General features: G+C 71.7%; 18 protein-coding genes. 8 read left to right on the top strand and 10 right to left on the bottom strand.

The window, feature by feature from the left end; translation table 11 throughout:
• Positions 1 to 5 precede the first annotated feature (5 nt).
• From QP089_RS19285 to QP089_RS19275, 3 genes are read right to left on the bottom strand one after another with little or no spacing between them, the layout of a single operon-like run.
• On the bottom strand, positions 6 to 2,774 hold the full coding sequence (locus QP089_RS19285; RefSeq protein ID WP_285913053.1) for an alpha-L-rhamnosidase: 2,769 nt from the start codon (positions 2,772 to 2,774) through the stop codon (positions 6 to 8).
• A complete protein-coding gene (locus QP089_RS19280; RefSeq protein ID WP_285913052.1) occupies positions 2,771 to 3,592 on the bottom strand; it encodes a carbohydrate ABC transporter permease in 822 nt (273 codons plus the stop codon). Before QP089_RS19280 ends, QP089_RS19285 begins: the two co-directional genes overlap by 4 nt.
• Entirely contained in the window at positions 3,589 to 4,473 is an 885-nt protein-coding gene (locus QP089_RS19275) for a carbohydrate ABC transporter permease (protein WP_285913051.1), read from the bottom strand. Before QP089_RS19275 ends, QP089_RS19280 begins: the two co-directional genes overlap by 4 nt.
• A gap of 189 nt (positions 4,474 to 4,662) precedes the next feature.
• On the opposite strand from QP089_RS19275, the gene QP089_RS19270 reads away from it, so the two are divergent.
• Entirely contained in the window at positions 4,663 to 5,583 is a 921-nt protein-coding gene (locus QP089_RS19270) for an AraC family transcriptional regulator (protein ID WP_285913050.1), read from the top strand.
• Positions 5,584 to 5,596: 13 nt separating this feature from the next.
• Here the strand turns inward: QP089_RS19270 and QP089_RS19265 are convergent, their stop codons facing one another.
• Positions 5,597 to 6,502, bottom strand: a complete 906-nt coding sequence (locus tag QP089_RS19265; RefSeq protein WP_285913049.1) for a helix-turn-helix transcriptional regulator — start codon at positions 6,500 to 6,502, stop codon at positions 5,597 to 5,599.
• A 160-nt stretch (positions 6,503 to 6,662) separates the two neighbouring features.
• Here QP089_RS19265 and QP089_RS19260 point away from each other — a divergent pair, with 160 nt between their 5' ends.
• Genes QP089_RS19260 through QP089_RS19250 form a run of 3 tightly spaced genes read left to right on the top strand, consistent with a single transcriptional unit; the run spans position 6,663 to position 8,562 of the window.
• Positions 6,663 to 7,682: a zinc-dependent alcohol dehydrogenase family protein gene (locus QP089_RS19260; RefSeq protein ID WP_285913048.1), complete on the top strand. Its 1,020-nt coding sequence runs from the start codon at positions 6,663 to 6,665 to the stop codon at positions 7,680 to 7,682.
• 60 nt (positions 7,683 to 7,742) lie between these two features.
• A complete protein-coding gene (locus QP089_RS19255) occupies positions 7,743 to 8,114 on the top strand; it encodes a DUF2255 family protein (RefSeq protein WP_285913047.1) in 372 nt (123 codons plus the stop codon).
• 31 nt (positions 8,115 to 8,145) lie between these two features.
• Positions 8,146 to 8,562, top strand: coding sequence for a (R)-mandelonitrile lyase (locus QP089_RS19250; RefSeq protein WP_285913046.1), 417 nt, complete (start codon positions 8,146 to 8,148; stop codon positions 8,560 to 8,562).
• A 46-nt stretch (positions 8,563 to 8,608) separates the two neighbouring features.
• On the opposite strand, the gene QP089_RS19245 is transcribed toward QP089_RS19250, so the two are convergent.
• Both QP089_RS19245 and QP089_RS19240 read right to left on the bottom strand, forming a co-directional pair.
• Positions 8,609 to 10,027 (bottom strand): pyridoxal phosphate-dependent decarboxylase family protein, encoded by a 1,419-nt coding sequence (locus QP089_RS19245; protein WP_285913045.1) that lies wholly within the window; start codon positions 10,025 to 10,027, stop codon positions 8,609 to 8,611.
• Positions 10,028 to 10,045: 18 nt separating this feature from the next.
• Positions 10,046 to 10,876 (bottom strand): AraC family transcriptional regulator, encoded by an 831-nt coding sequence (locus QP089_RS19240; RefSeq protein WP_285913044.1) that lies wholly within the window; start codon positions 10,874 to 10,876, stop codon positions 10,046 to 10,048.
• 103 nt (positions 10,877 to 10,979) lie between these two features.
• On the opposite strand from QP089_RS19240, the gene QP089_RS19235 reads away from it, so the two are divergent.
• Positions 10,980 to 12,302, top strand: coding sequence for an FAD-binding oxidoreductase (locus QP089_RS19235; protein WP_285913042.1), 1,323 nt, complete (start codon positions 10,980 to 10,982; stop codon positions 12,300 to 12,302).
• Positions 12,303 to 12,343: 41 nt separating this feature from the next.
• On the opposite strand, the gene QP089_RS19230 is transcribed toward QP089_RS19235, so the two are convergent.
• The 4 genes from QP089_RS19230 to QP089_RS19215 all read right to left on the bottom strand — a co-directional run bounded on the left by QP089_RS19230 (position 12,344) and on the right by QP089_RS19215 (position 16,186).
• The gene (locus tag QP089_RS19230; protein ID WP_285913041.1) at positions 12,344 to 13,108 is read right to left on the bottom strand and encodes an NAD(P)-binding domain-containing protein; all 765 of its coding nucleotides are present in this window, start codon (positions 13,106 to 13,108) and stop codon (positions 12,344 to 12,346) included.
• Positions 13,109 to 13,253: 145 nt separating this feature from the next.
• Positions 13,254 to 14,504, bottom strand: coding sequence for a metal-dependent hydrolase family protein (locus QP089_RS19225; protein ID WP_285913040.1), 1,251 nt, complete (start codon positions 14,502 to 14,504; stop codon positions 13,254 to 13,256).
• Between the two features lie 45 nt (positions 14,505 to 14,549).
• Complete coding sequence (locus QP089_RS19220) at positions 14,550 to 14,879, bottom strand: hypothetical protein (RefSeq protein WP_285913039.1); 330 nt, start codon at positions 14,877 to 14,879, stop codon at positions 14,550 to 14,552.
• 17 nt (positions 14,880 to 14,896) lie between these two features.
• On the bottom strand, positions 14,897 to 16,186 hold the full coding sequence (locus QP089_RS19215) for an aromatic ring-hydroxylating oxygenase subunit alpha (RefSeq protein ID WP_285913038.1): 1,290 nt from the start codon (positions 16,184 to 16,186) through the stop codon (positions 14,897 to 14,899).
• A 220-nt stretch (positions 16,187 to 16,406) separates the two neighbouring features.
• On the opposite strand from QP089_RS19215, the gene QP089_RS19210 reads away from it, so the two are divergent.
• Genes QP089_RS19210 through QP089_RS19200 form a run of 3 tightly spaced genes read left to right on the top strand, consistent with a single transcriptional unit; the run spans position 16,407 to position 18,966 of the window.
• Positions 16,407 to 16,850, top strand: coding sequence for a nuclear transport factor 2 family protein (locus QP089_RS19210; protein ID WP_285913037.1), 444 nt, complete (start codon positions 16,407 to 16,409; stop codon positions 16,848 to 16,850).
• Positions 16,851 to 16,861: 11 nt separating this feature from the next.
• Positions 16,862 to 17,992: an acyl-CoA dehydrogenase family protein gene (locus QP089_RS19205; RefSeq protein WP_285913036.1), complete on the top strand. Its 1,131-nt coding sequence runs from the start codon at positions 16,862 to 16,864 to the stop codon at positions 17,990 to 17,992.
• On the top strand, positions 17,989 to 18,966 hold the full coding sequence (locus QP089_RS19200) for an acyl-CoA dehydrogenase family protein (protein WP_285913035.1): 978 nt from the start codon (positions 17,989 to 17,991) through the stop codon (positions 18,964 to 18,966). Before QP089_RS19205 ends, QP089_RS19200 begins: the two co-directional genes overlap by 4 nt.
• Positions 18,967 to 19,009 lie beyond the last annotated feature (43 nt).

Raw genomic sequence — 19,009 nt, 5'->3', positions numbered from 1 at the left:
CTTCCTCAGGGGGTGGGCTGGTCCTGGGCCAGGACCGGGGACGGGGATGGGTCGGCGGCGGGGGGCGTCGCACTGAAGTCGTAGTGGCCGCCGCGCAGGCGGACGGTCACGGAACGGTCGGAACGCTCGACGACGTGGAGGTCTTCGGAGGCCGACAACGGCGCGCCGCCTTCGGCCACACCGTCGGGAGCCCCGGTCGGCACGGTCAGCGTGGCGTCGGCGCCGGGCGGGACGGTGACCTGGAGCCGCAGCCGTCCCGCTTCGAGGGACCAGCCGCATTCGACGGTTCCGCGCGCGGTCTCCTGGCGGGCGCGGGCCCAGGTCAGCCGTCCGCCGACGGCGGGGGCGAGGCGGAGTTCGCGGTAGGCGACCGAGCCGGGGGGCTGGCCGATGCCGGCGACGCCGCCGTACAGCCATTCGCCGACCGAGCCGAGGCTGTAGTGGTTGAAGGAGTTCATCGCGGGCGGTTTGATGCCGTGCTCCTCGGTCCAGCCGTCCCAGCGCTCCCAGATGGTGGTGGCGCCGTGCCGGATCGAGTACGCCCAGGACGGATAGGTGTCCTGATGCAGCAGGGCGTAGGCCAGGTCGTGGCGGCCGTGCGCGGCGAGGACCGGGCACAGCAGCGCCACGCCGACGAAGCCGGTGGTCAGGTGGTGGTCGCGGGCCTCGATGTCGGCGGCGAGGCGGTCCACGGCCGCCGGGACGGCGCGTTCGGGGAGCAGGCCGAAAGCCAGGGCGAGCAGGTAGCCGGTCTGGGTTTCGCCCGCCACGCGACCCTCGTCGGCGTCGACGAAGGCGTCGATGAACGCGTCCCGGATGGCGGTGTGCAGAGCCCCGTAGTGCTTGGCGTCGTGCTCGGCGCCGAGGACTTCGGCCGTCCTGGCGACGAGTTCGGTGCTGCGCGCGAAGTAGGCGGTCGCCAGGACGTCGCGCGGGGTCTCGGCGTTGACCTGGAGCCAGTCGCCGTAGTGGTTGCCGACGCCGTGCCGCCAGATCAGGTCGGGGTTGTCGCGGTGGACGTGGTCGACCCACGCCTTCATGGCCGGGAAGCTGCGTTCCAGCACGCGCCGGTCGCCGTACTCGCGGTACAGGTGCCAGGGGATGATCACGCCGCCGTCGCCCCAGGCGGGCGCGCCCTCGCGGGTCATGCACAGTTCCGGGACGACGTCGGGGAACGCGCCGTCGGGGTGCTGGGCGTCGACCACGTCGCGCATCCAGCGGGCGAAGAACGCGGCGACGTCGGCGTTGCGGCAGGCGGTGGGCAGGAACACCTGCGCGTCGGCCAGCCAGCCGAGCCGCTCGTCGCGCTGCGGGCAGTCGGTCGGGACCGACACGAAGTTGCCGCGCTGCCCCCAGCGGATGTTGGACTGCAACCGCATGACGGTGTCGTCCGAGCACGCGAACTCGCCGGTCCAGGGGGTGTCGCTGTGCAGGACGCGTCCGGTGACGTCCTCGGCGGCCAGGTCGCCGGGGTAACCGGTGACCTCGACGTAGCGGAAGCCGTGGAAGGTGAAGCGCGGCTCGAACACCTCGACGTCGCGTCCGGCGGTCACGTAGACGTCGGTGGCCTCGGCGGTGCGGAGGTTGTCGACGTACAGATCGCCGCCGTCGAGGATCTCGGCGTGCCGGAGCTGGATCCGGCTGCCGGACGGGGCGTCGCGGACGGTCAGCCGGACGCGTCCGACCATGTTCTGCCCGAGGTCGACGATGAACCGGCCGTCGGCGCGGCGCTCCACCGAGCGGGCGGGCAGCTCCTCCAGCACTCGGACGGGACGGTCGGGCGCGGCCCGCAGCACGGCGGTGTCGGTGCCTGCGACCACGACCGGACGCCAGCCGCCGTCGTCGAAGCCGGGCTCGTCCCAGCCGGTCAGCTCGCGGCGGGCGTCGACGTACTCGCCCATGAGCAGGTCGGAGTGCCGGATCGGCCCGGCGTGCTCGCGCCAGTCGCCGTCCGACAGGATCCAGCGGCGCGATCCGTCGGCGAAGTCCAGCAGCAACTGGACGATCAGCTGCGGCGCCTCGCCGTAGTGCTGGGCGTGCCGCCGCGAGTCGAAGCCGACGAAGCCGCTCCACCACCCGTCGGCCAGCACCGCGCCGACCACGTTGTCGCCCTCGCGCAGCAGGTCACCGACGTCATAGGTCTGGTACAGGACGCGATGCCGGTACTCGGTCCATCCCGGGGCGAGTTCGGCGTCGCCCACCCGGCGGCCGTTCAACCGCAGCTCGTACAGGCCGCGCGCGCTCACGTACGCGCGGGCTCGCACCAGGGGCTTGTCGATGGTGAAGGCGCGCCGCAGATGCGGGCAGGGTTCCAGGTGGCGGGTGCGCTCCGTGCGGTCCTCGACGGCCGGGGGATCCTGCGGCGGTGCCGCGTCCCGATCGCGGGCGATCCACGCCGCCTTCCACTCGTCCGGGTGCAAGAGTCCGGTCTCGAACCACGAATCGGCGTCGGCGGTCTGCTCGCCGCGCGCGTCCCAGACGGTGACGCGCCAGTGGTAGCGGGTCGAGGAGTGCAGCGGCGGCCCGTCATAGGGGATCAGGAGAGTGTCAGGGCTGGTCACGCGGCCGGTGTCCCAGAGGAGACGGCCCTCGTCCAGGTCGGTTTCCGCCAGCGCGACGGTGAGCCGGTAGGCGCTCTGGGCATCGCCTCGCCGCGACGATCGCAGCTTCCACGACAGGCGGGGCGTCGGTTCGTCCAGGCCGAGAGGCTCGTCGAGTTGCTCGCAGGTGAGCCCGTAAGGCGTCAGCGACACGGTGATCGGGGGCACGGTCATCCCTTCAGTCCTCCGGCGAAGCCCTTGATGATGTGCCGCTGCATGACGAAATAGACGGCCAGGATCGGCAGCATCGCCAGGACCAGGCCCGCGAACACCAGGTTCCACTGCGAGACGTACTGGCCGAGGAAACCGAAGATGGCGACCGGAATGGTCTGCTGGTCGCTGCCGCTGAGATAAAGGAAAGGAGTCAAGAAGTCATTCCAGACGAAGATGGCGTTGAGGATGATGACCGTCCCGGTGATGGGGCGGAGCAGAGGGAACAGGACGCGCCAGAAGACCTGCATCGGCTGGGCGCCGTCGATGAGCGCGGCCTCTTCGTAATCGCGGGGGATAGCCCGCAGGAACCCCACGTACAGGAAGGTCGCGAAAGGGATCTGGAGACCGCTGTAGAACAGCACCAGTGACCACAGCGTGCCGAGCAGGTGCAGGTCGCGGATCGTCTGGTACAGCGGCAGCAGCGCGAGCTGGAACGGCAGCAGCAGCCCCAGCATGACCAGCCAGAACAGCCACCGCGACCAGCGGGCGGTCACCCGCGCGAGCGGGTAGGCGGCCATGGCCGACAGCACCACGATCAACGCCACGCTCACGGCGGTGACGATGACGCTGTTGACGATCGCGCCGGCCAGCCCGGCGTCCCGCCACGCGTCGGCGTAGTTGCGCAGGGTCGGGGACGTCGTCGGCATGATGACCGACGAGCCGTCGTGGGGATCGCGCAGCGACAGGTTCACCAGGATGTACAGCGGGAACGCCATCACCAGGGTGACCGCGATCATCAGGATCTCGCGCAGCAGGGTGCGCGCCGAATAGCGGTTCACCGGGCCGACCTCTCCTGCCGCCGCAGCAGCCCGTACTGGCCGCTGGAAATGATCGCGACGAAGACCGTGAGCACGATCGCGATGGCGACGCTGTAGCCGTACTCGTTGAACTGGAAGGCGTTCTTGTAGATGAGCGTCGACAGGGTCTCGGTCGAGTTGCCGGGGCCGCCGGCGGTCATCACCCACACCTGGTCGAAGAGCTTCAGGCCGCCGATGATCGACAGCATCAGGTTGATGGTCATCGCCGGTGCCAGCAGGGGCAGCACGATGCTGCGGAACCGCTGCCAGGCGCCCGCCCCGTCCACCGCGGCGGCCTCGGAGATCTCGGCCGGGATGCCCTGCAGGCCCGCCAGGAAGATGACCATCGAGTAGCCGGCGAACTGCCAGACGATCACGCCGATCACGCTGCCCAGCGCGAGGTTCCCCTCGCCCAGCCAGTTCTGCTGCCAGGACCCGAGGCCGATGCCGTCCAGCAGGCCGTTGATCGCCCCGTCCGGCGCGAGCATGTACTTCCACAGCGCCGCGGTGACCACCGGCGTCATCACCGCCGGCGCGAACAGCAGCACCCGCAGCACGAACCGGCTCTTGACCAGGCTGTGCACGCCCATCGCCAGCGCCAGCCCCAGCGCGTTCTGCACCACGGTGATCGCCACCGCGATGATCAGCGTCTGCCGGAGCGCACCGCGCGCCGCCGGGTCGGACCACATCTGCCGGAAGTTGCCGAGCCCCACGAAGTGCTTGGCCGGGTTCAGCCCGTCCCAGTCGGTGAAGGCGAACCCCGCTCCCTTGACGCTCGGCACCAGCACCACGAACGCGTACAGGACCAGGGCGGGGAGCGCGAACCATCCAGGTGGCACCCCCTTGGCACGTCGCGCGGACATCAGCACCTCCCAGCGCCGTGCGCGCGGCGCACGGCGGATGACGAACTCGTTGCGGACCGGTGAACCACGTCACCGGTTAGTGAGGGATCGTGCGCCCGCGACCAGGGGCGCCGATAGCCCGGAATGGTCCTGCGGTAGCACGATGTTCACCCCACCTCATGGGTGCGCGGAGGGGTTAGGGTGCCCGGCATGGAGGAACCGCCCGTCGGGACGGCCAAGGGACTGCTGTACTTCACCGACGGCTCCCTGGCCTACGCAGGCCACTACCTGCACCAGGGAGACCATTCGGTCCACACGCACAGCTTCATGGAGATCGCCGTGGTCACCGGCGGCCGGGGCAGGCACCGGTCCCTCGACGGGCGCAGGAACCTGGAGGTCGGGGAGGTCATCCTGCTGCGGCCGGGGGTCTGGCACGGCTACGAGGACTGCCAGGACCTGGACCTGTACAACTGCTGCTTCAGCACCGAGCTGCTGCACCGCGAGCTCGCCTGGACCCGCGAGGACCCGCTGCTGGGATACCTGCTGTGGACCGCGCCCAACTCCATGCAGCGCCGCGGCATGCTCACCACGCGGCTCGACGCACAAGCGCTCAAAGCGTCGATCGTTCACCTCGACGCCCTCGACCGGCTCAGCCGCCAGAGCATCGACCACCACCGCGGCGACATCATCGGCCGCCTCACGCTGTTCCTCAGCCACCTGGCCCGGGCCGTCGCCGAGCACCGCGCGCCGGGGTCGGGCGCCGCCCATCCCGCGGTGGCGCAGGCGATGCGGCTGCTGGAGGCGCGCATGGCGCACCGGTGGACGCTCACCGAACTCGCCGACCACCTGCACCTGTCCCCGCGCTACCTGGTGCGGATCTTCAAGACCACCACCGGCCTGCCGCCGATGGCCTACCTCGCCCAGCACCGCGTCGAGACCGCCGCCTCGCTGCTGCTGCACACCGACCAGTCGATCACCCAGATCGGCCAGGCCGTCGGCTGGGCCGACCAGAACTACTTCGCCCGCCGCTTCCGGGCCCACTACGGGCTGTCGGCCACCACCTACCGGCAGCGCTTCAGCCACAACGCCTTCGGCCTGAGCCCGTCCGAACGCGGCTGCGTCCAGGAGTGACGGCCGCGGCGCGTCAGGCGTCCGATTCCCTGCGCGGCGCGCTTTCGCGGTCGGCGCGGGCCGTGCCGGCGCGGTCGCCCTGGCCGGCGGCCCAGCTGGCCAGGAGGCGGAGCTTGTCCTCGGAGTCGCCGCCGGGCTCGGTGCCGTAGGCGACGAGGGTGAGGTTGTCGGCGGGCAGGTCCAGGGACTCGTAGGTGAGGTGGAGTTCGCCGACGAGGGGGTGGTGGACGGGCTTGGCGCCGATGTGGTGCTGGATGACGTCGTGGCGGGCCCAGCGGGCGCGGAAGTCGTCGCTGCGGGTGGACAGCTCGCCGATCAGGTCGGTGAGCTCCTTGTCGTAGGGGTCGCGGCCGGCCTCGGCGTGCAGGAGGGCGACGGTGGTGTCGGCGGCGCGTTCCCAGTCGCCCCAGAACTCGCGGGAGCGCGGGTCCAGGAAGATGAACCGGGCGTGATTGGGGGTGCTGCCGCGCGCGGCGTCGATCATGGGGGAGTACAGGGCCCGGCCGAGCAGGTTCGTGGCGAGGATGTCGCCGCGGCCGTTCATGACGATCGCGGGCGCGTCGGTCATGGAGTCCAGCATCCGCTGCACCGTGGGCCGTACCCGCTGCGGGGCGGAGCGGCGCCGGCGGCGCGGCCCGGGCCCGGCCGCGCGGGCCAGGTCCTCCAGGTGGATGCGCTCCTCGTCGTCGAGCCGCAGGGCGCGGGCCAGGGCGTCCAGGACGTGGTCGGACACGCCGGACAGGTCGCCGCGCTCCAGGCGGGAGTAGTACTCCACGCTGACGCCGGCGAGCTGGGCGACCTCGGCGCGGCGCAGGCCGGGCACCCGCCGCGTGCCGTAGGACGGCAGCCCGGCCTGCTGCGGGGTGATCCTGGCCCGGCGGGAGGTCAGGAACTCACGGACTTCGCTGCGCTGGTCCACGCCTTCCAGGCTAGGCGGCCCCGCGGCCGCCAGGGGTGCCCTGCCAGTACACCTTTCACCAGTGCCTTCCTGCCGGGCTGACCAGCGTCTTTGCTGGGTAGTGGCCGCCTGACGGCCGTGGAAGCAGAACGTGGACACACCAGACCAAGGAAGTGGAAGCATGCGCGGTGTAGTGATGCACGCTCCCGGGGACGTGCGGGTGGAGGACCGCGACGACCCGCGGATCATCGAGCCGACCGACGCGGTCATCCGCGTCGAGGCGGCGTGCGTGTGCGGTTCGGACCTGTGGCCCTACCGCGGCGTGGAGAAGGTCGAGCACCAGCCGATGGGCCACGAGTACGTCGGCGTGGTCGAGCAGGTCGGCGACCAGGTGGAGAACGTCAAGCCCGGCGACTTCGTCATCGGGTCGTTCTTCGCCTCCGACAACACCTGCGCGATCTGCCGGGCCGGATACCAGTCCCGGTGCGTGCACGCCGAGCCGATGGGGGCGATCGGCACGCAGGCGCAGTACGCCCGCGTCCCGCTGGCCGACGGCACCCTGGTCGCCACCCCCGGCATGCCCGACGCCGACCTCGTCCCCGGCCTGCTGGCCGCCTCCGACGTGCTCGGCACCGGCTGGTTCGGCGCGGTGGCCGCCGAGGCCGGACCCGGCAAGACCGTCGCGGTCGTCGGCGACGGCGCGGTCGGGCTGCTCGCGGTCCTGGCCGCCCGGCGGCTCGGGGCCGAGCGGGTCGTCATCTTCAGCCGGTACGCCGACCGCCAGAAGCTCGCCCTCGAGTTCGGCGCCACCGACGTCATCACCGAGCGCGGCGCCGGCGGCGTCGCCGACGTCAAGGAGCTCACCGACGGGCTCGGCGCGCACTCGGTCGTCGAGGCGGTCGGCACCCAGGAGTCGATGATGCAGGCGATCCGCTCGACCCGTCCCGGCGGCCACGTCGGCTATGTCGGCGTCGCCCACGGCGTCGAACTGCCCGGCGAGGAGCTGTTCTTCTCCGGAGTGCACCTGCACGGCGGGCCCGCCCCGGTGCGCCGGTTCCTGCCCGAGCTGATCGGCCTGATCTGGAACCGGGAGATCGACCCCGGCAAGGTCTTCGACCTCGCCCTGCCCCTGGAGGACGCCGCCGAGGGCTACCGGGCCATGGACGAGCGCCGGGCCGTGAAGACCCTGCTGCGTCCCTGAACAACGCCAAATCGCCGTCAAACCGCGCACATCGCTGCGATCAGGGGGAACCACCGCGGCATGACCACATGGAGCACCGACGACCTGGACCGCATCGGCGACGCCCAGGAGATCCAGATCGCGCCCGAGAACGGCGACGGCACGCTGCGCCCGCCGACCACCATCTGGATCGTCCGCGACGGCGACGACCTGTTCGTCCGGTCGGTCAACGGCCCGCAGGGCCGCTGGTACCGCACCGCCGGCGGCACCCACCGCGGCCGGATCACCGCCGCCGGGCTGACCAGGGACGTCGCCTTCGCCGAGGCCGCCGACCCGGCCGCCAACGAGCGGATCGACGCCGCCTACCTGGCCAAGTACGGCACCACTCCGTGGGCCGAGCCGATGACCAGGCCCGGACCGCGCGACACCACGCTGCAACTCGTCCCCCGCTGACCCGCGCGGCGGGGGGACCGAAAGGGGAGACATGGAAGTCCTCGACCGCCGGCCGTCGGCCAAGGCACCGGCCGAGTGGTTCACCGGAGACGTCTGGTGGGACGTGTACTACGCGGGGGAGGAGCCGTCCCGCGCCCGCCTGAACCTCGTCCGCTTCGCCCCGTGCGCCCGGACCGACTGGCACTCGCACGCGCTGGGCCAGACCCTGCACATCGTCTCCGGTGTCGCGCTCGTCCAGGCCCGCGGCGGCGGGATCATCGAGGCGCGTCCCGGAGACACGATCTACACGCCGCCGGGTGAGGAGCACTGGCACGGCGCCGCGCCGGACGCGTTCATGGAGCACCTCGCGCTGTGGGAGGGCACCGGCGATCCGGACGTCCCCGAGACGGTCTGGGGAGACAAGGTCACCGACGAGGAGTACAACGCCCCGCGCACGCCCGCCCGCTGACCCCGCGGACAGCGGCCACGCGTCCTGGGACGTGACGCGTGGTCCGTCAGTCGGCGGTGCTCTTCCGGGCCTGGTCGTGGATGAGGTCGAGCACCTGCCGGACGGTGTCCGCGCCGGTCCGGTGGCTCGTCGGGTTGAGCCGGAGCAGCAGCCTGTCGTGGACGCGCGTGCTGGAGAGGAAGAACCACCCGGACGCGTTGATCCGTTCGAGGAGCCCGCGGTTGCGCTCGTTGTCCCCGCGCATCCGGAACGTCACGACGGTCAGGTCGGGCCCCCACGGCACATCGAGGAGCGGATCGGCGGCCAGGTCCCGATAGGCGTGCTGGGCCAGGTCGAGCCTGGCGTCCAGCGCGCTCCGGAACGCCGCGACGCCGTGAAGGTGCAGCGGGAGCCACAGCCGCAGGCCGCGGAAGTCGCGGGTCAGCTCGGGGCCGAGGTAGCCGTAGTCGGGAAGGTCCTGGACCGTGCGCACGTCCTGGACGTAGTGGCCGCCGCCGCGGTGCGCCGAGGCCAGCGCCTCGGCGTCCCGCATCAGCAGGACACCCGTTCCGTACTGCAGGAACAGGCTCTTGTGCGGGTCGAGGACGATGGAGTCGGCGTGCTCGATTCCGCTGAGCCGCGCGCGGCCGCGCGTTGTGAGCTGGAAGCCGCCGCCGTACGCGGCGTCCACGTGGAACCAGAGGTCTTCGGCGCGGGCCAGCGCGGCCAGCTCGGGCAGCGGGTCCACCGTCCCGGTGCTCGTGGTGCCGCCGGTGCCGACCAGCAGGAAGGGCCGCAGCCCTTGGGCGCGGTCGGCCTGGATCATGTGCCGTGCCGACGCGGGGTCCATGCGCAGTCCCTCGGTCGGCACGATCCGCACGTGGTCGTCGGGTATCCCGGCGATCCGCGCGGCGCGCTCCACGCAGAAATGCGTGTGCTCGGTGACGTAGAGAGTGCCGGTGGCGATGGCGTCTCCGAGCCGGTCGTGGCGTGCCGCGACCAGCGCGGTCAGCGTAGCCATCGAGCCGCCCGTGGTGGTGATGCCGACCGAACCCGGCGGCAGTGCGAACCGGTCGCACAGCCACCGCAGCACGCCGTGCTCCATCGCGACCAGGGCCGGGGCGAGCTCGGCGACCCCGGTGAACCGGTTGTAGACCTGCGCGAGCAACTCGGCCATGGCCGAGCTGACCAGCCCGCCCGCGGGGAAGTAGGCGAGATAGCCGGGGGACGCGGTGTCCACCCCCTGCCGCGCTGCGGCCTCGAACGCGTCGAGCAGCGCGTGCAGCTCCCCCGGTTCCTCCGGCGGCGGGCGCAGCATGTCCTCGACGACCGTTTCCACGCCGTCGTAGCGGCTTGCGGGCGCGTCCGCGATGGTCCGGGTGAAGGCGGCGATCCGGTCGAGGACGGCGCGTCCCATCGCCTCAACGGCTTGGCGGTCCGGCTCCAGCGGCAGGCTCCGTAGGGGCGTCTCGGTGTCTTCTCGCATGGGCGCGAACCTACGAGGTCAATGGGTCGGGCGGCTTGTACGATCTTGCGCTCCGACGGCCCGCTGGTAGGCGCCCGGTGGCACACCGACGGCCCTGCGGAAATGACGGGTCAGGTGCGCCTGGTCGAAGAAGCCGACCGCGGTCGCCACCCCGGACGGAGGCACGCGGCGTTCCAGCAGCCGGCGCGCCGCGAGAACCCTCAGCTGGATGAGCAGCGCGTGCGGCGGAAGCCCGTAGGCGTCCCGGAACGATCGCAGCAGCGTGAACGGGCCGACCCCGACCTCGGCCGCGAGTTCGTCGAGACCCGGCGGATCCGCCATCCGGGTGTGCAGGATCTCGCGCGCCCTGGTGGTGTGCGGTCCCTTGGGCGAGCGCGCTGACCGGGGGGCGCGGGCCGCGCCGTACCCGCGGAGCAGGGTGGCCAGGGCGAGGCGCGTCAGCGTCTCGGCCGTCAGCGCGTCCTCGGTCTCGGTGGCGGCGTGCGCCTCGACGAACCGGTCGGCCAGATCGGCGGCGTAGACGACCCGCTCGCGGAAGCGCGGGGTGCCGCGCGTCCCGGCGAGCCCGGCCATGACCTCGGCCGCCGGGTAGAGCACCCGGTAATGCCAGCCGCCGCGGTCGGGCGCGGTCCCGGTGTGGATCTCCTCGGGGTGGATGAACACCAGGCCGCCCGGGCCGACGCGTTCGGTGCCGTCCCGGAACCAGATGTCCTCGGCGCCCGACTGCACCACGCCGATCGCGAAGGTCTCATGGCCGTGGCGGGAGAACGCGTGCCGCACGAAGTGGGCCCGCATCAGCTCCAGGCCGTCCAGGCCCCGAAGCCGCCACCAGGTCGCCGCTGCGCTCACTCTCCGCACGTTACCTCTGCAAGGAAGCTAGCATTTTAGTAAGTTAGCTGGACGGCGGAGACCGGCGGACGCCCGGATCCCGCCGCCGTGGAGGGGGAGCGAGATGACGAGCGCGGACATGCGGAAAGTGATCAAGGGGCGGGTGCTGGGGCCCGGCGACGCGGGCTTCGACGAAGCGCGGAAGGCCTGGAACCTGACGGTCGACCAGCCCGTGGCGGCCGTGGTGGAGGCCGAGGACGCCGAGGACGTGGCCGCGCTGGTCCGCTACGCGCGGCGATCGGGCCTGGCGGTGACCGCCCAGGCCGGCGGCCACGATGCCTCGGGCGACGTGGAGGGCGCGATCCTGCTGCGCACCGGCCGCCTGGACGGCCTGCGGGTGCTCGCGGCGGAACGGGTGGCCCGCGTCGGAGCCGGGGTGAACTGGGGGAGCGTGCTGTCGGCGGTCGGGCCTCACGGCCTGACGGGCCTGGCCGGCAGTTCGCCCGTCGTCAACGTGGTGGGGTACACGCTGGGCGGCGGCCTGTCCTGGTTCGGCCGCAGGTACGGCTGGGCCGCCGACAGCGTGCGCGCCTTCGACATCGTCGATGCCGACGGCGACCGTACGAGGGTGAGCGCCGCGTCCGACCCCGGCCTGTTCTGGGGACTGAAGGGCGGCGGCGGTGACTTCGCGCTGGTGACGTCACTGGAGTTCGCCCTGCACCCGGCGCCCTCGGTGTACGGCGGGCGGGTGATCTGGCCGCAGGAACGCGCCGGCGCCGTGTTCGAGCTCTTCCGGAAGCTCACCGACGGGGCGCCGCGCGAGCTGACCGTCTGGTTCAACCGGTTCGGATTCCCCGGCGCCCCGCCGATGGTGGCGCTGGACCTGACCTTCCTGGGCGACCCGCGCGAGGGCGCGGCGCTGGTGCGCGGCATCGACGGGATCGACGGCGCCATCAGCGACGATCGCGGGATCGTCGCGGTGCCCGACCTCGGCGGGATCGCCGCGGAGCCGACCGCCCCGGCCGCCTCGCTGCCCCGCGCGGAACTGCTGACCCGCCTGGACGAGGGCCTGGCCACGGAGCCGATCGACCCGCTGATCTCCGTCCAGATCCGGCACCTGTCCGGCGCGCTGGCGGAGCCGGGCACGGGTGCGAGCGGAGCCCTGCCCGAGCCGTACCTCCTCCAGATGGTCGGCTCCGGACCGGACCCGGACCGTGCGCGCGCCGTCCGTGCCAGGCAGGCCGAGATCGTCGGGCGGTTCGAGGACATCATGGCGGGCCGCAAGCCGTACACCCTGCTGACCCCCGAGGAGACGGCCGCCGACGCCTTCACCGAACCGGTCCTCGCCCGGTTGCGCGAACTGAAGCGCTCCCGCGACCCGCACGGCGTTTTCCGCGCCAACCATCCCGTCCTCAAGCAGGCGATTCGCGAAGACGACCGGGTCTGATCTCGCGGTTGCCCAAGGTCATGCTCGCCCTGCCTTCTCCGCTATCCGAGGTCGGTGAGGAGGGCGTCGAGGGCCTGTTCCAGAGCCTCGGCGTTGGCGGGGGTGAACCAGGTGGTGCGGATGCGTTCGTTGTTCCCGTTCGGGGTCTCGTGGTCGGCCGCGATCCGCTGCAGGGAGCGGGTCTCGTCGCTCAGCGCGCGGCCGACGCCCTGGAAGAGGCTGCGAACGTAGCCCTCCGCGTCGTCCGGGCCGATGCCGTGGCCGATCGCCCACGACGTGAGCGTGGCGAGGTACGAATAGTGGGTGGTCAGCGTTCCCGTCAGCGCGGAGAAGACGTTGAAGGCCGCCTCGTCCGCGACCGGGAGCGCTCCGCCGAGGTGCTCGAACAAAGCGTCCACGACCGGGTGCGACGGGCACGTCACCGTGACGGAGCGGCGCTCGCGGATGGCGGGCAGGGGAATGGCCCGCACCAGCGGGGCCTCGGTGGCCAGTGTCCGGCGCAGGTCGTCGTTGCCGACGCCGGCCATCACGTTGACCACGATCCTGTCGTCGTCCACGCGCAGGCCGGCGAGCGCCTCGTGCCGGTCTTGGCGTCGGACGGCGATGATCACCACGTCGGAGCGGTCCACCACCTCCTGGTTGCCGGCGCACACCCGCACGCTCTCGTAACGCTCGGACAACTCCGCGACCGTGCCGGCCCCGCGGGGCGAGAGGAACACCTCCGGGGATGCGCCGCCTCCATCGCACAGGCCCATCACGATGGCTCGCCCGATCTCGCCCACCCCGATGATGCCGATGCGCTTCATTTCGTCCTCCGATGTGAGCGGTTGTCCGCGACCCTGCGTGGTTGCGTTCATGCGCGCAGGGGCCGCCAGACCGACCACGGCGGCGGGCCCGGCGACGCAGGGAAGCAACGTCAGCATCCCGCATGCGAAGGCACGAAGACGTCTTCTAGTCGTTGTGGTGGTGGACCTGGCCGCCCTTCATGACGAACCGGACGTCCTCCAGCACGCCGATGTCGGCGAGGGGGTCGCCTGGAACGGCGATGATGTCGGCGAGCAGTCCCTCCGCGAGGCGGGCGCGGTCGGTGACGTCGATGAGGTCGGCCGCGACCGTCGTGGCGGCGCGGATCGCCTGGAGCGGCGTCATGCCGCGCTCGACCAGCGCGAGCAGCTCCTTGGCGTTCTTGCCGTGGGGGATGGCGGGGGCGTCGGTGCCGCACGCGACCTTGACGCCCTTCGCGATGGCCTTGCTGATCGTCGCCCGGGAGCGCGGGAAGACCTCGGCGGCCTTGGCCTGGAGCTCGGGCGCCGCCCTGGAGACGTCCATGCCCTCGGTGAGGTAGGTGGTCGCCACCAGGAACGTCCCGCGTTCGAGCATCAGGTCGAGGGTCTCGTCGCCGGCGAGCGAGCCGTGCTCGATGCAGTCGATGCCCGCCTCGATGGCGTTGCGGATGGCGCTGTCGCCCATGCAGTGGGCGGCCACCTTCAGCCCGGCGCGGTGGGCCTCGTCGGCGATCGCCCGCAGCTCCTCGTCGGAGTACTGCTGCGCGCCGGCGGGACCGGTGTGCGACATGACCCCGTTGGATGCGCACACCTTGATGACCCGTGCCCCGTGCTTGATCTGGTAGCGGACCGCCTTGCGGACCTCGGCGACGCCGTTGGCGATGCCCTCCTCCACCGTGAGCGGCATGATGTGCGGTGCGAAGGCCTGGAACATCGTCGGGTCGAGGTGGCCGCCCGTCGGGGTGATGGCATGGCCCGCCGGCACGACGCGCGGCCCGTCGATCCAGCCGTGGTCGACGGCCTTCTTCAGGGCGACGTCGAGGAGGAGGCCGCCCGTCTGCACGAACAGGCCGAGGTTGCGCACCGTCGTGAAGCCGGCCCGCAGGGTCCGGCGGGCGTTCGCCACGGCCCGCAGCGTGCGGACGGCGGGGTCGTCCTGCACGGGGTTGAGCGGGCTGCGGTGGTCGGGCCCGCCGAGCAGCAGGTTGACCTCCATGTCCATGAGGCCCGGCAGCATCGTCACGTCCCCGAGGTCGATCCGGACCGCGTCGTCGGGCACCGAGGACGGCGCCGTCTCGGCGATGCGGTCCCCGACGACGAGCAGGGAGCCCGGCTCGACGAGCTCGCCCTTGTCGACGTCGAGCAGCCGGGCGCTCAGCAGGTGGATCGGCGGTTGCGGCTTCCTCGGGCGGGACATGCGCGCTCCTTCGACGCTCGGGGGGCGGGAACAGGGACCGGCTGCTCAGACGGCGGGTTCGAGAACGGAGTCGATGCTGGAGGCGCCGCTGTCGGGAACCGTCGGCTGGCTCCACGCCTCCACCGGGAAGGCGACCGTCACCAGCGCGCAGAACAGCCAGAGAAGATGCTTGTCCGGCTCGGAGATGCCCTCCATTTCGAGCTGCTCGAGATAGGGAGTGGCGTTTTCCAGGCGCGGGTACGCGGCGTCATAGAAGGACTGAAGCTCCTCCATGGTGCTCGCGATGCGCTTGGCATAGCGCTCGCGTTCGGTCGGGAGCGCCCAATCCGCGAACGGCTCCAGGTCGGCGAATTCGGGCGGCAGTTTGCTGGCCATATGCGTATCTCCTTCGGTCAGGACGAGGCGGAGGCCGCCGGCGTCCCGGCCCGCTCCTGCTGGTGGTCGCGCACGTACCGGCCCGCGGTGTTGTGCAGGTGGCGCAGGAGCACTTCCTGGTCGTTGAGCGGGAAGTCCGTCACCGTCCGGGACTCGAGCATCGTCTGCGTGGCCTCCAGCGTGTTGCCGTCCTGAAGGCCGTACTCCTTGAACGAGACGACGGCGAGTTCCTGCTGCAGGCGCTGGAACGCGTTCTTCGGCGGGACGAAATAAGCCGTCCCCTCGAAGATGTGCGTGTTGTAGGAGGTCGGCCAGTAGTGGTAGGTGAGGACCCAGTTCGGCCGCCAGATCAGCAGCATGAAGTTCGGGAAGAAGACGAACGAGTCCATGCCCCAGTGCGGGTGCCGGGTCGGGTTCACGCTCGGCGGCCATTCGTCCAGGCCGATGTCGGGCGCGTCCCAGGGGCCGAAGAGCCCGCTGCGCAGCGCGCGCTCGATCGGCTTGACCATCTTCTGGTCGTGCGGCGGCGCGATCCCGCCCCAGGACGACACCATCCCGTGCGGGCCGTCGACGTCGTAGGAGATCGCCTCGTAACCGTACTTCTTGATCTTCTGGGCCTCCTCGGGCATGTACTGGCCCGAGTGCAGGATCGGCGCGTGGTAGAACTCGGCGAAGGCGTCGATGAACAGCTTCCAGTTGCTGCCGACCTCGGCCCGGTACTTGTGGACCTGCGTCAGCTTGTCGAAGGGATAGCCCTCGATGCCCTTTCCGAACTTGCCCAGGTATTCGCGCAGCGGCGTCCTGTTCTCGCGGTCGAGGTTCACGAAGATGAACCCCTCCCAGACCTCCGCCTGCATCGGGACCAGCCCGTAGTCGGACTTGTCCAGGTCGAAGAACTCCGACTCCTGCTGGACGTAGGTCAGGTCGCCTTTCAGGTCGTAGCCCCAGGCGTGGTACTTGCAGGTGAACTGCCTGCAGACGCCGCTGGTCTCCTCGCGCGGGAAGTTGTTCCATACGAGCTTGTTGCCGCGGTGCCGGCAAACGTTGTGGAAGGCGCGGATCTCGCCGTCCATGCCGCGGACGACGATGGCCGACGTGCGCGCCGCGTCGAGCTCCTTGGTGAAGTAGCTGCCCTTCCTCGGCAGCTGCTCGACGCGGCCGACGTTCAGCCAGGTGCGCCGGAAGATGGCGTCGCGCTCCAGCTCGTAGTGCTCCGGCGAGATCGAGTCGGCGTAGGAGAGCGGCCCCTTGTCGATCTTGTAATGCTCCGTCCAGCTGCCCTCGGCGGGCTTGGGGAAGTGCGCCATGTGCTCTGCCTCTCCGGTCGGGTCGACGTGCCGATGGTAGCAAGGATCTCAATTTATGAGAAGCTCATTCTCGCACGTGCGAAGCCCTGCCGGACGACCGCGCGACGGCCTGGAGCGGCGCTCTCGGGCGATACTGGTTTTGACGTCGAAGTCGAGATAGCATCGCGGGCACCGTGCGCCGCACGGCCCGCATCCCGACGCCCGCCAAGGAGGCCGAAGCGTGGACAGCTCGCGCATCGCCGACATCATCGAGATCGAGCAGCTGCTCGCGCGCTACGCGGTCGGCATGACGAAGGACGACGTGGACGGGGTCGTGGCCGTGTTCGCGCCGGACGGCACCTACAGCGCATTCGGGGAGCGCTACGGGGTCGCCGACTTCCCCGAGCTGGTCGCGGCGGCCCCCAAGGGCCTGTTCTCGGTGGGCACCCCGGCGATCACGTTCGACGGGGACGCCTCGGCCCGGGGCGAGCAGCCGCTGTGCTTCGTCGCCCAGCACGACCACGCGATGCGGATCGGCTGGTACACCGACACCTACACCCGCACCCCGGACGGATGGCGGTTGCAGACCCGGGCGATGACGTTCCTGCGGCGCAGCGGCGCCCGCGACTCGGGGCGCCCCCACGACCCGCTGCGCCCGGAGCCGAAGCGGACGTCCGCGAACTGAACGCGGGCCCGATGGAGCTGCACGAGTTCCGTACCGGCCTGGACGCGTGGCTCGACGAGCACGAGCCCGAGCTGCGCGCCGAGTCCGGGCCGGACGTCACCTTCGACCAGGAGGTCGAGCACCTCTCCCTGGTCAAGCGCATGACCTACGACGCGGGCTGGATGCGCCGGGGCTGGCCCGAGCGGGTGGGCGGGCTCGGCGGGTCCACGCTCATGCGCGCCTACCTCGGCGAGGCGCTGGCGTACCGCGACCTGATCGAGCCCGGCATCTACTCGATGACCGAGGTGCTCGCCCCCACCATGATCGAGTTCGCCCCGCCGGAGCTGGCGGCGGAGATGGTGCCGCGGCTGCTGCGCGGCGACGAGACCTGGTGCCAGGGCTTCTCCGAGCCGAGCACCGGCAGCAACCTGGGCTCCCTGGCGTGCCGCGCGCGCCGCGACGGCGAGGTCTGGCGCGTCACCGGGCAGAAGGTCTGGACGAGCCTGGCGCAGTACGCGCACCGGTGCGTCCTGCTGGCCCGCACCGGCACGCCGGAGTCGGGGAGCAGGGGCATCACCGCGCTGTTCGTCGACATGGACGCGCCCGGCATCACCGTGCGGCCGATCCGCGCGATGCACGGCCGCGACGAGTTCTGCGAGGTGTTCTTCGACGACGTGCGCGTCCCGCTCGACCGCACCCTCGGTGAGGTCGACGGCGGCTGGGCCGTCGCGATGGACCTGCTGCCCTACGAGCGGAGCACCTCGCTCTGGCATCGCAGCGCCTACCTGCGGCAACGGCTCGGGCACCTGCTCGCGACGGCGCCGGACGGCGCGCTCGACCCCGGCGACCTCGGCGAGGCCGTCCAGCTGGCGTTCGCGTTCCACGCCCGCTCGCGCGGGACGCAGCACCGGATGGCCCGCGGCGAGCGGCTCGGCCCGGAGACCTCGATCGACAAGGTGCTGCTCGCCACGACCGAGCAGGCGGTGTTCGACCTTGTCGCGGACGCGCTGCCGGCGGCCCTCGCGGTCGGCGACGACGCGGACGCCGACCGCTGGCGCACCGGGTTCCTGTACTCGCGGGCGGCGACGATCTACGGCGGCAGTGCCGAGATCCAGCGCAACATCATCGCGCGCCGCCTGCTCGACCTGGGGGCGGAACGATGATGGACGCCGACACCGCCGAGCTGCTCGGGCAGAGCCTGGACCGGGCCTTCCGGCACGCGACCGCCGCGGAGGTCGAGGCGTCGCTGGACGAGGTCGGCTGGCGGGAGGCGCTGGCGGAGGAGGGGAGCGCGGTCATCCCGCTGCTGTTCACCCGGCAGGGCATGGCGAACGCGGCCTCCGGCGCGCTGGACGATCTGCTGACGGCCGCGCTCGGGCTTCCGGCCGACGCGCGCACCGCGTTCGTGCTCCCGGAGTTCGGTGCCTACGCTGGCCCCGGTTCCGTCCGGGACGGCGGGCTTACCGTGCATGGCCTCGGCACCGTCCGGATGCCGGGCGCCGCCCGCGCCGTGGTGCTCGCCGCCGGTCAGTTCGGCGCGCTCCAGGCCTTCACCGTCGAGACGGGCAAGCTCGAAACACGGCCGATCGGCGGCGCCGATCCCCGGCTCGGGCTGGTCGCGGTCGAAGGCCGGGGCCCGGCCGCGTCCGATGGCACTGCGATCACGGCCGCCGCATGGGAGGGCGCGCTGGCGGCCGGACGGGCGGCCGTCGCGTACGAGCTGATCGGCGCGAGCCGGACGATGCTGCGCCTGGCGCGCGAGCACGCCGTGACGCGCGTCCAGTTCGGCAGGCCGATCGCCGCGTTCCAGGCCGTCCGGCACCGCCTGGCCGACTGCCTGATCGCGATCGAGAGCGCGGAGGCCGCCGCCACTATCGCCATCGAGGCCGGCGACGCGGTGTCCCCGCAGCTCGCCGCAATGGCCAAGGCCGTCGCCGGCCGGAACGCGCGCACGGTGGCGCGCCACTGCCAGCAGGTGCTCGCCGGTGTCGGGTTCACCGCCGAGCACGGCTTCCACCACCTCTTCCGGCGCGTTCTCGCCCTCGACGGCCTGCTCGGCGACTCCAGGACGCTGACGCGCGAGCTCGGCGAGGAGCTGCTGCGCACGCGGCGCCTGCCGGACGCGCCGCCCCTGTGAAAGGCGCCGCCGGTGGCAGGGCAACGGCGAGCCCCTGCCACCG

It is taken from the genome of Actinomadura opuntiae (assembly GCF_030283205.1).
Classification (GTDB): domain Bacteria; phylum Actinomycetota; class Actinomycetes; order Streptosporangiales; family Streptosporangiaceae; genus Spirillospora.
The sequence above is the reverse complement of the archived record's forward strand: the minus strand, read 5'-3'. Positions and strand labels throughout refer to the sequence as shown.

What these genes read in the sequence shown, in the direction of transcription:
- QP089_RS19285 (WP_285913053.1), bottom strand. Translation starts at nt 2,774, where the DNA reads ATGACCGTGCCCCCGATCACCGTGTCGCTGACGCCTTACGGGCTCACC.
- QP089_RS19275 (WP_285913051.1), bottom strand. Translation starts at nt 4,473, where the DNA reads ATGTCCGCGCGACGTGCCAAGGGGGTGCCACCTGGATGGTTCGCGCTC.
- QP089_RS19270 (WP_285913050.1), top strand. Translation starts at nt 4,663, where the DNA reads ATGGAGGAACCGCCCGTCGGGACGGCCAAGGGACTGCTGTACTTCACC.
- QP089_RS19260 (WP_285913048.1), top strand. Translation starts at nt 6,663, where the DNA reads ATGCGCGGTGTAGTGATGCACGCTCCCGGGGACGTGCGGGTGGAGGAC.
- QP089_RS19255 (WP_285913047.1), top strand. Translation starts at nt 7,743, where the DNA reads ATGACCACATGGAGCACCGACGACCTGGACCGCATCGGCGACGCCCAG.
- QP089_RS19250 (WP_285913046.1), top strand. Translation starts at nt 8,146, where the DNA reads ATGGAAGTCCTCGACCGCCGGCCGTCGGCCAAGGCACCGGCCGAGTGG.
- QP089_RS19245 (WP_285913045.1), bottom strand. Translation starts at nt 10,027, where the DNA reads ATGCGAGAAGACACCGAGACGCCCCTACGGAGCCTGCCGCTGGAGCCG.
- QP089_RS19235 (WP_285913042.1), top strand. Translation starts at nt 10,980, where the DNA reads ATGACGAGCGCGGACATGCGGAAAGTGATCAAGGGGCGGGTGCTGGGG.
- QP089_RS19230 (WP_285913041.1), bottom strand. Translation starts at nt 13,108, where the DNA reads ATGAAGCGCATCGGCATCATCGGGGTGGGCGAGATCGGGCGAGCCATC.
- QP089_RS19225 (WP_285913040.1), bottom strand. Translation starts at nt 14,504, where the DNA reads ATGTCCCGCCCGAGGAAGCCGCAACCGCCGATCCACCTGCTGAGCGCC.
- QP089_RS19220 (WP_285913039.1), bottom strand. Translation starts at nt 14,879, where the DNA reads ATGGCCAGCAAACTGCCGCCCGAATTCGCCGACCTGGAGCCGTTCGCG.
- QP089_RS19215 (WP_285913038.1), bottom strand. Translation starts at nt 16,186, where the DNA reads ATGGCGCACTTCCCCAAGCCCGCCGAGGGCAGCTGGACGGAGCATTAC.
- QP089_RS19205 (WP_285913036.1), top strand. Translation starts at nt 16,862, where the DNA reads ATGGAGCTGCACGAGTTCCGTACCGGCCTGGACGCGTGGCTCGACGAG.
- QP089_RS19200 (WP_285913035.1), top strand. Translation starts at nt 17,989, where the DNA reads ATGATGGACGCCGACACCGCCGAGCTGCTCGGGCAGAGCCTGGACCGG.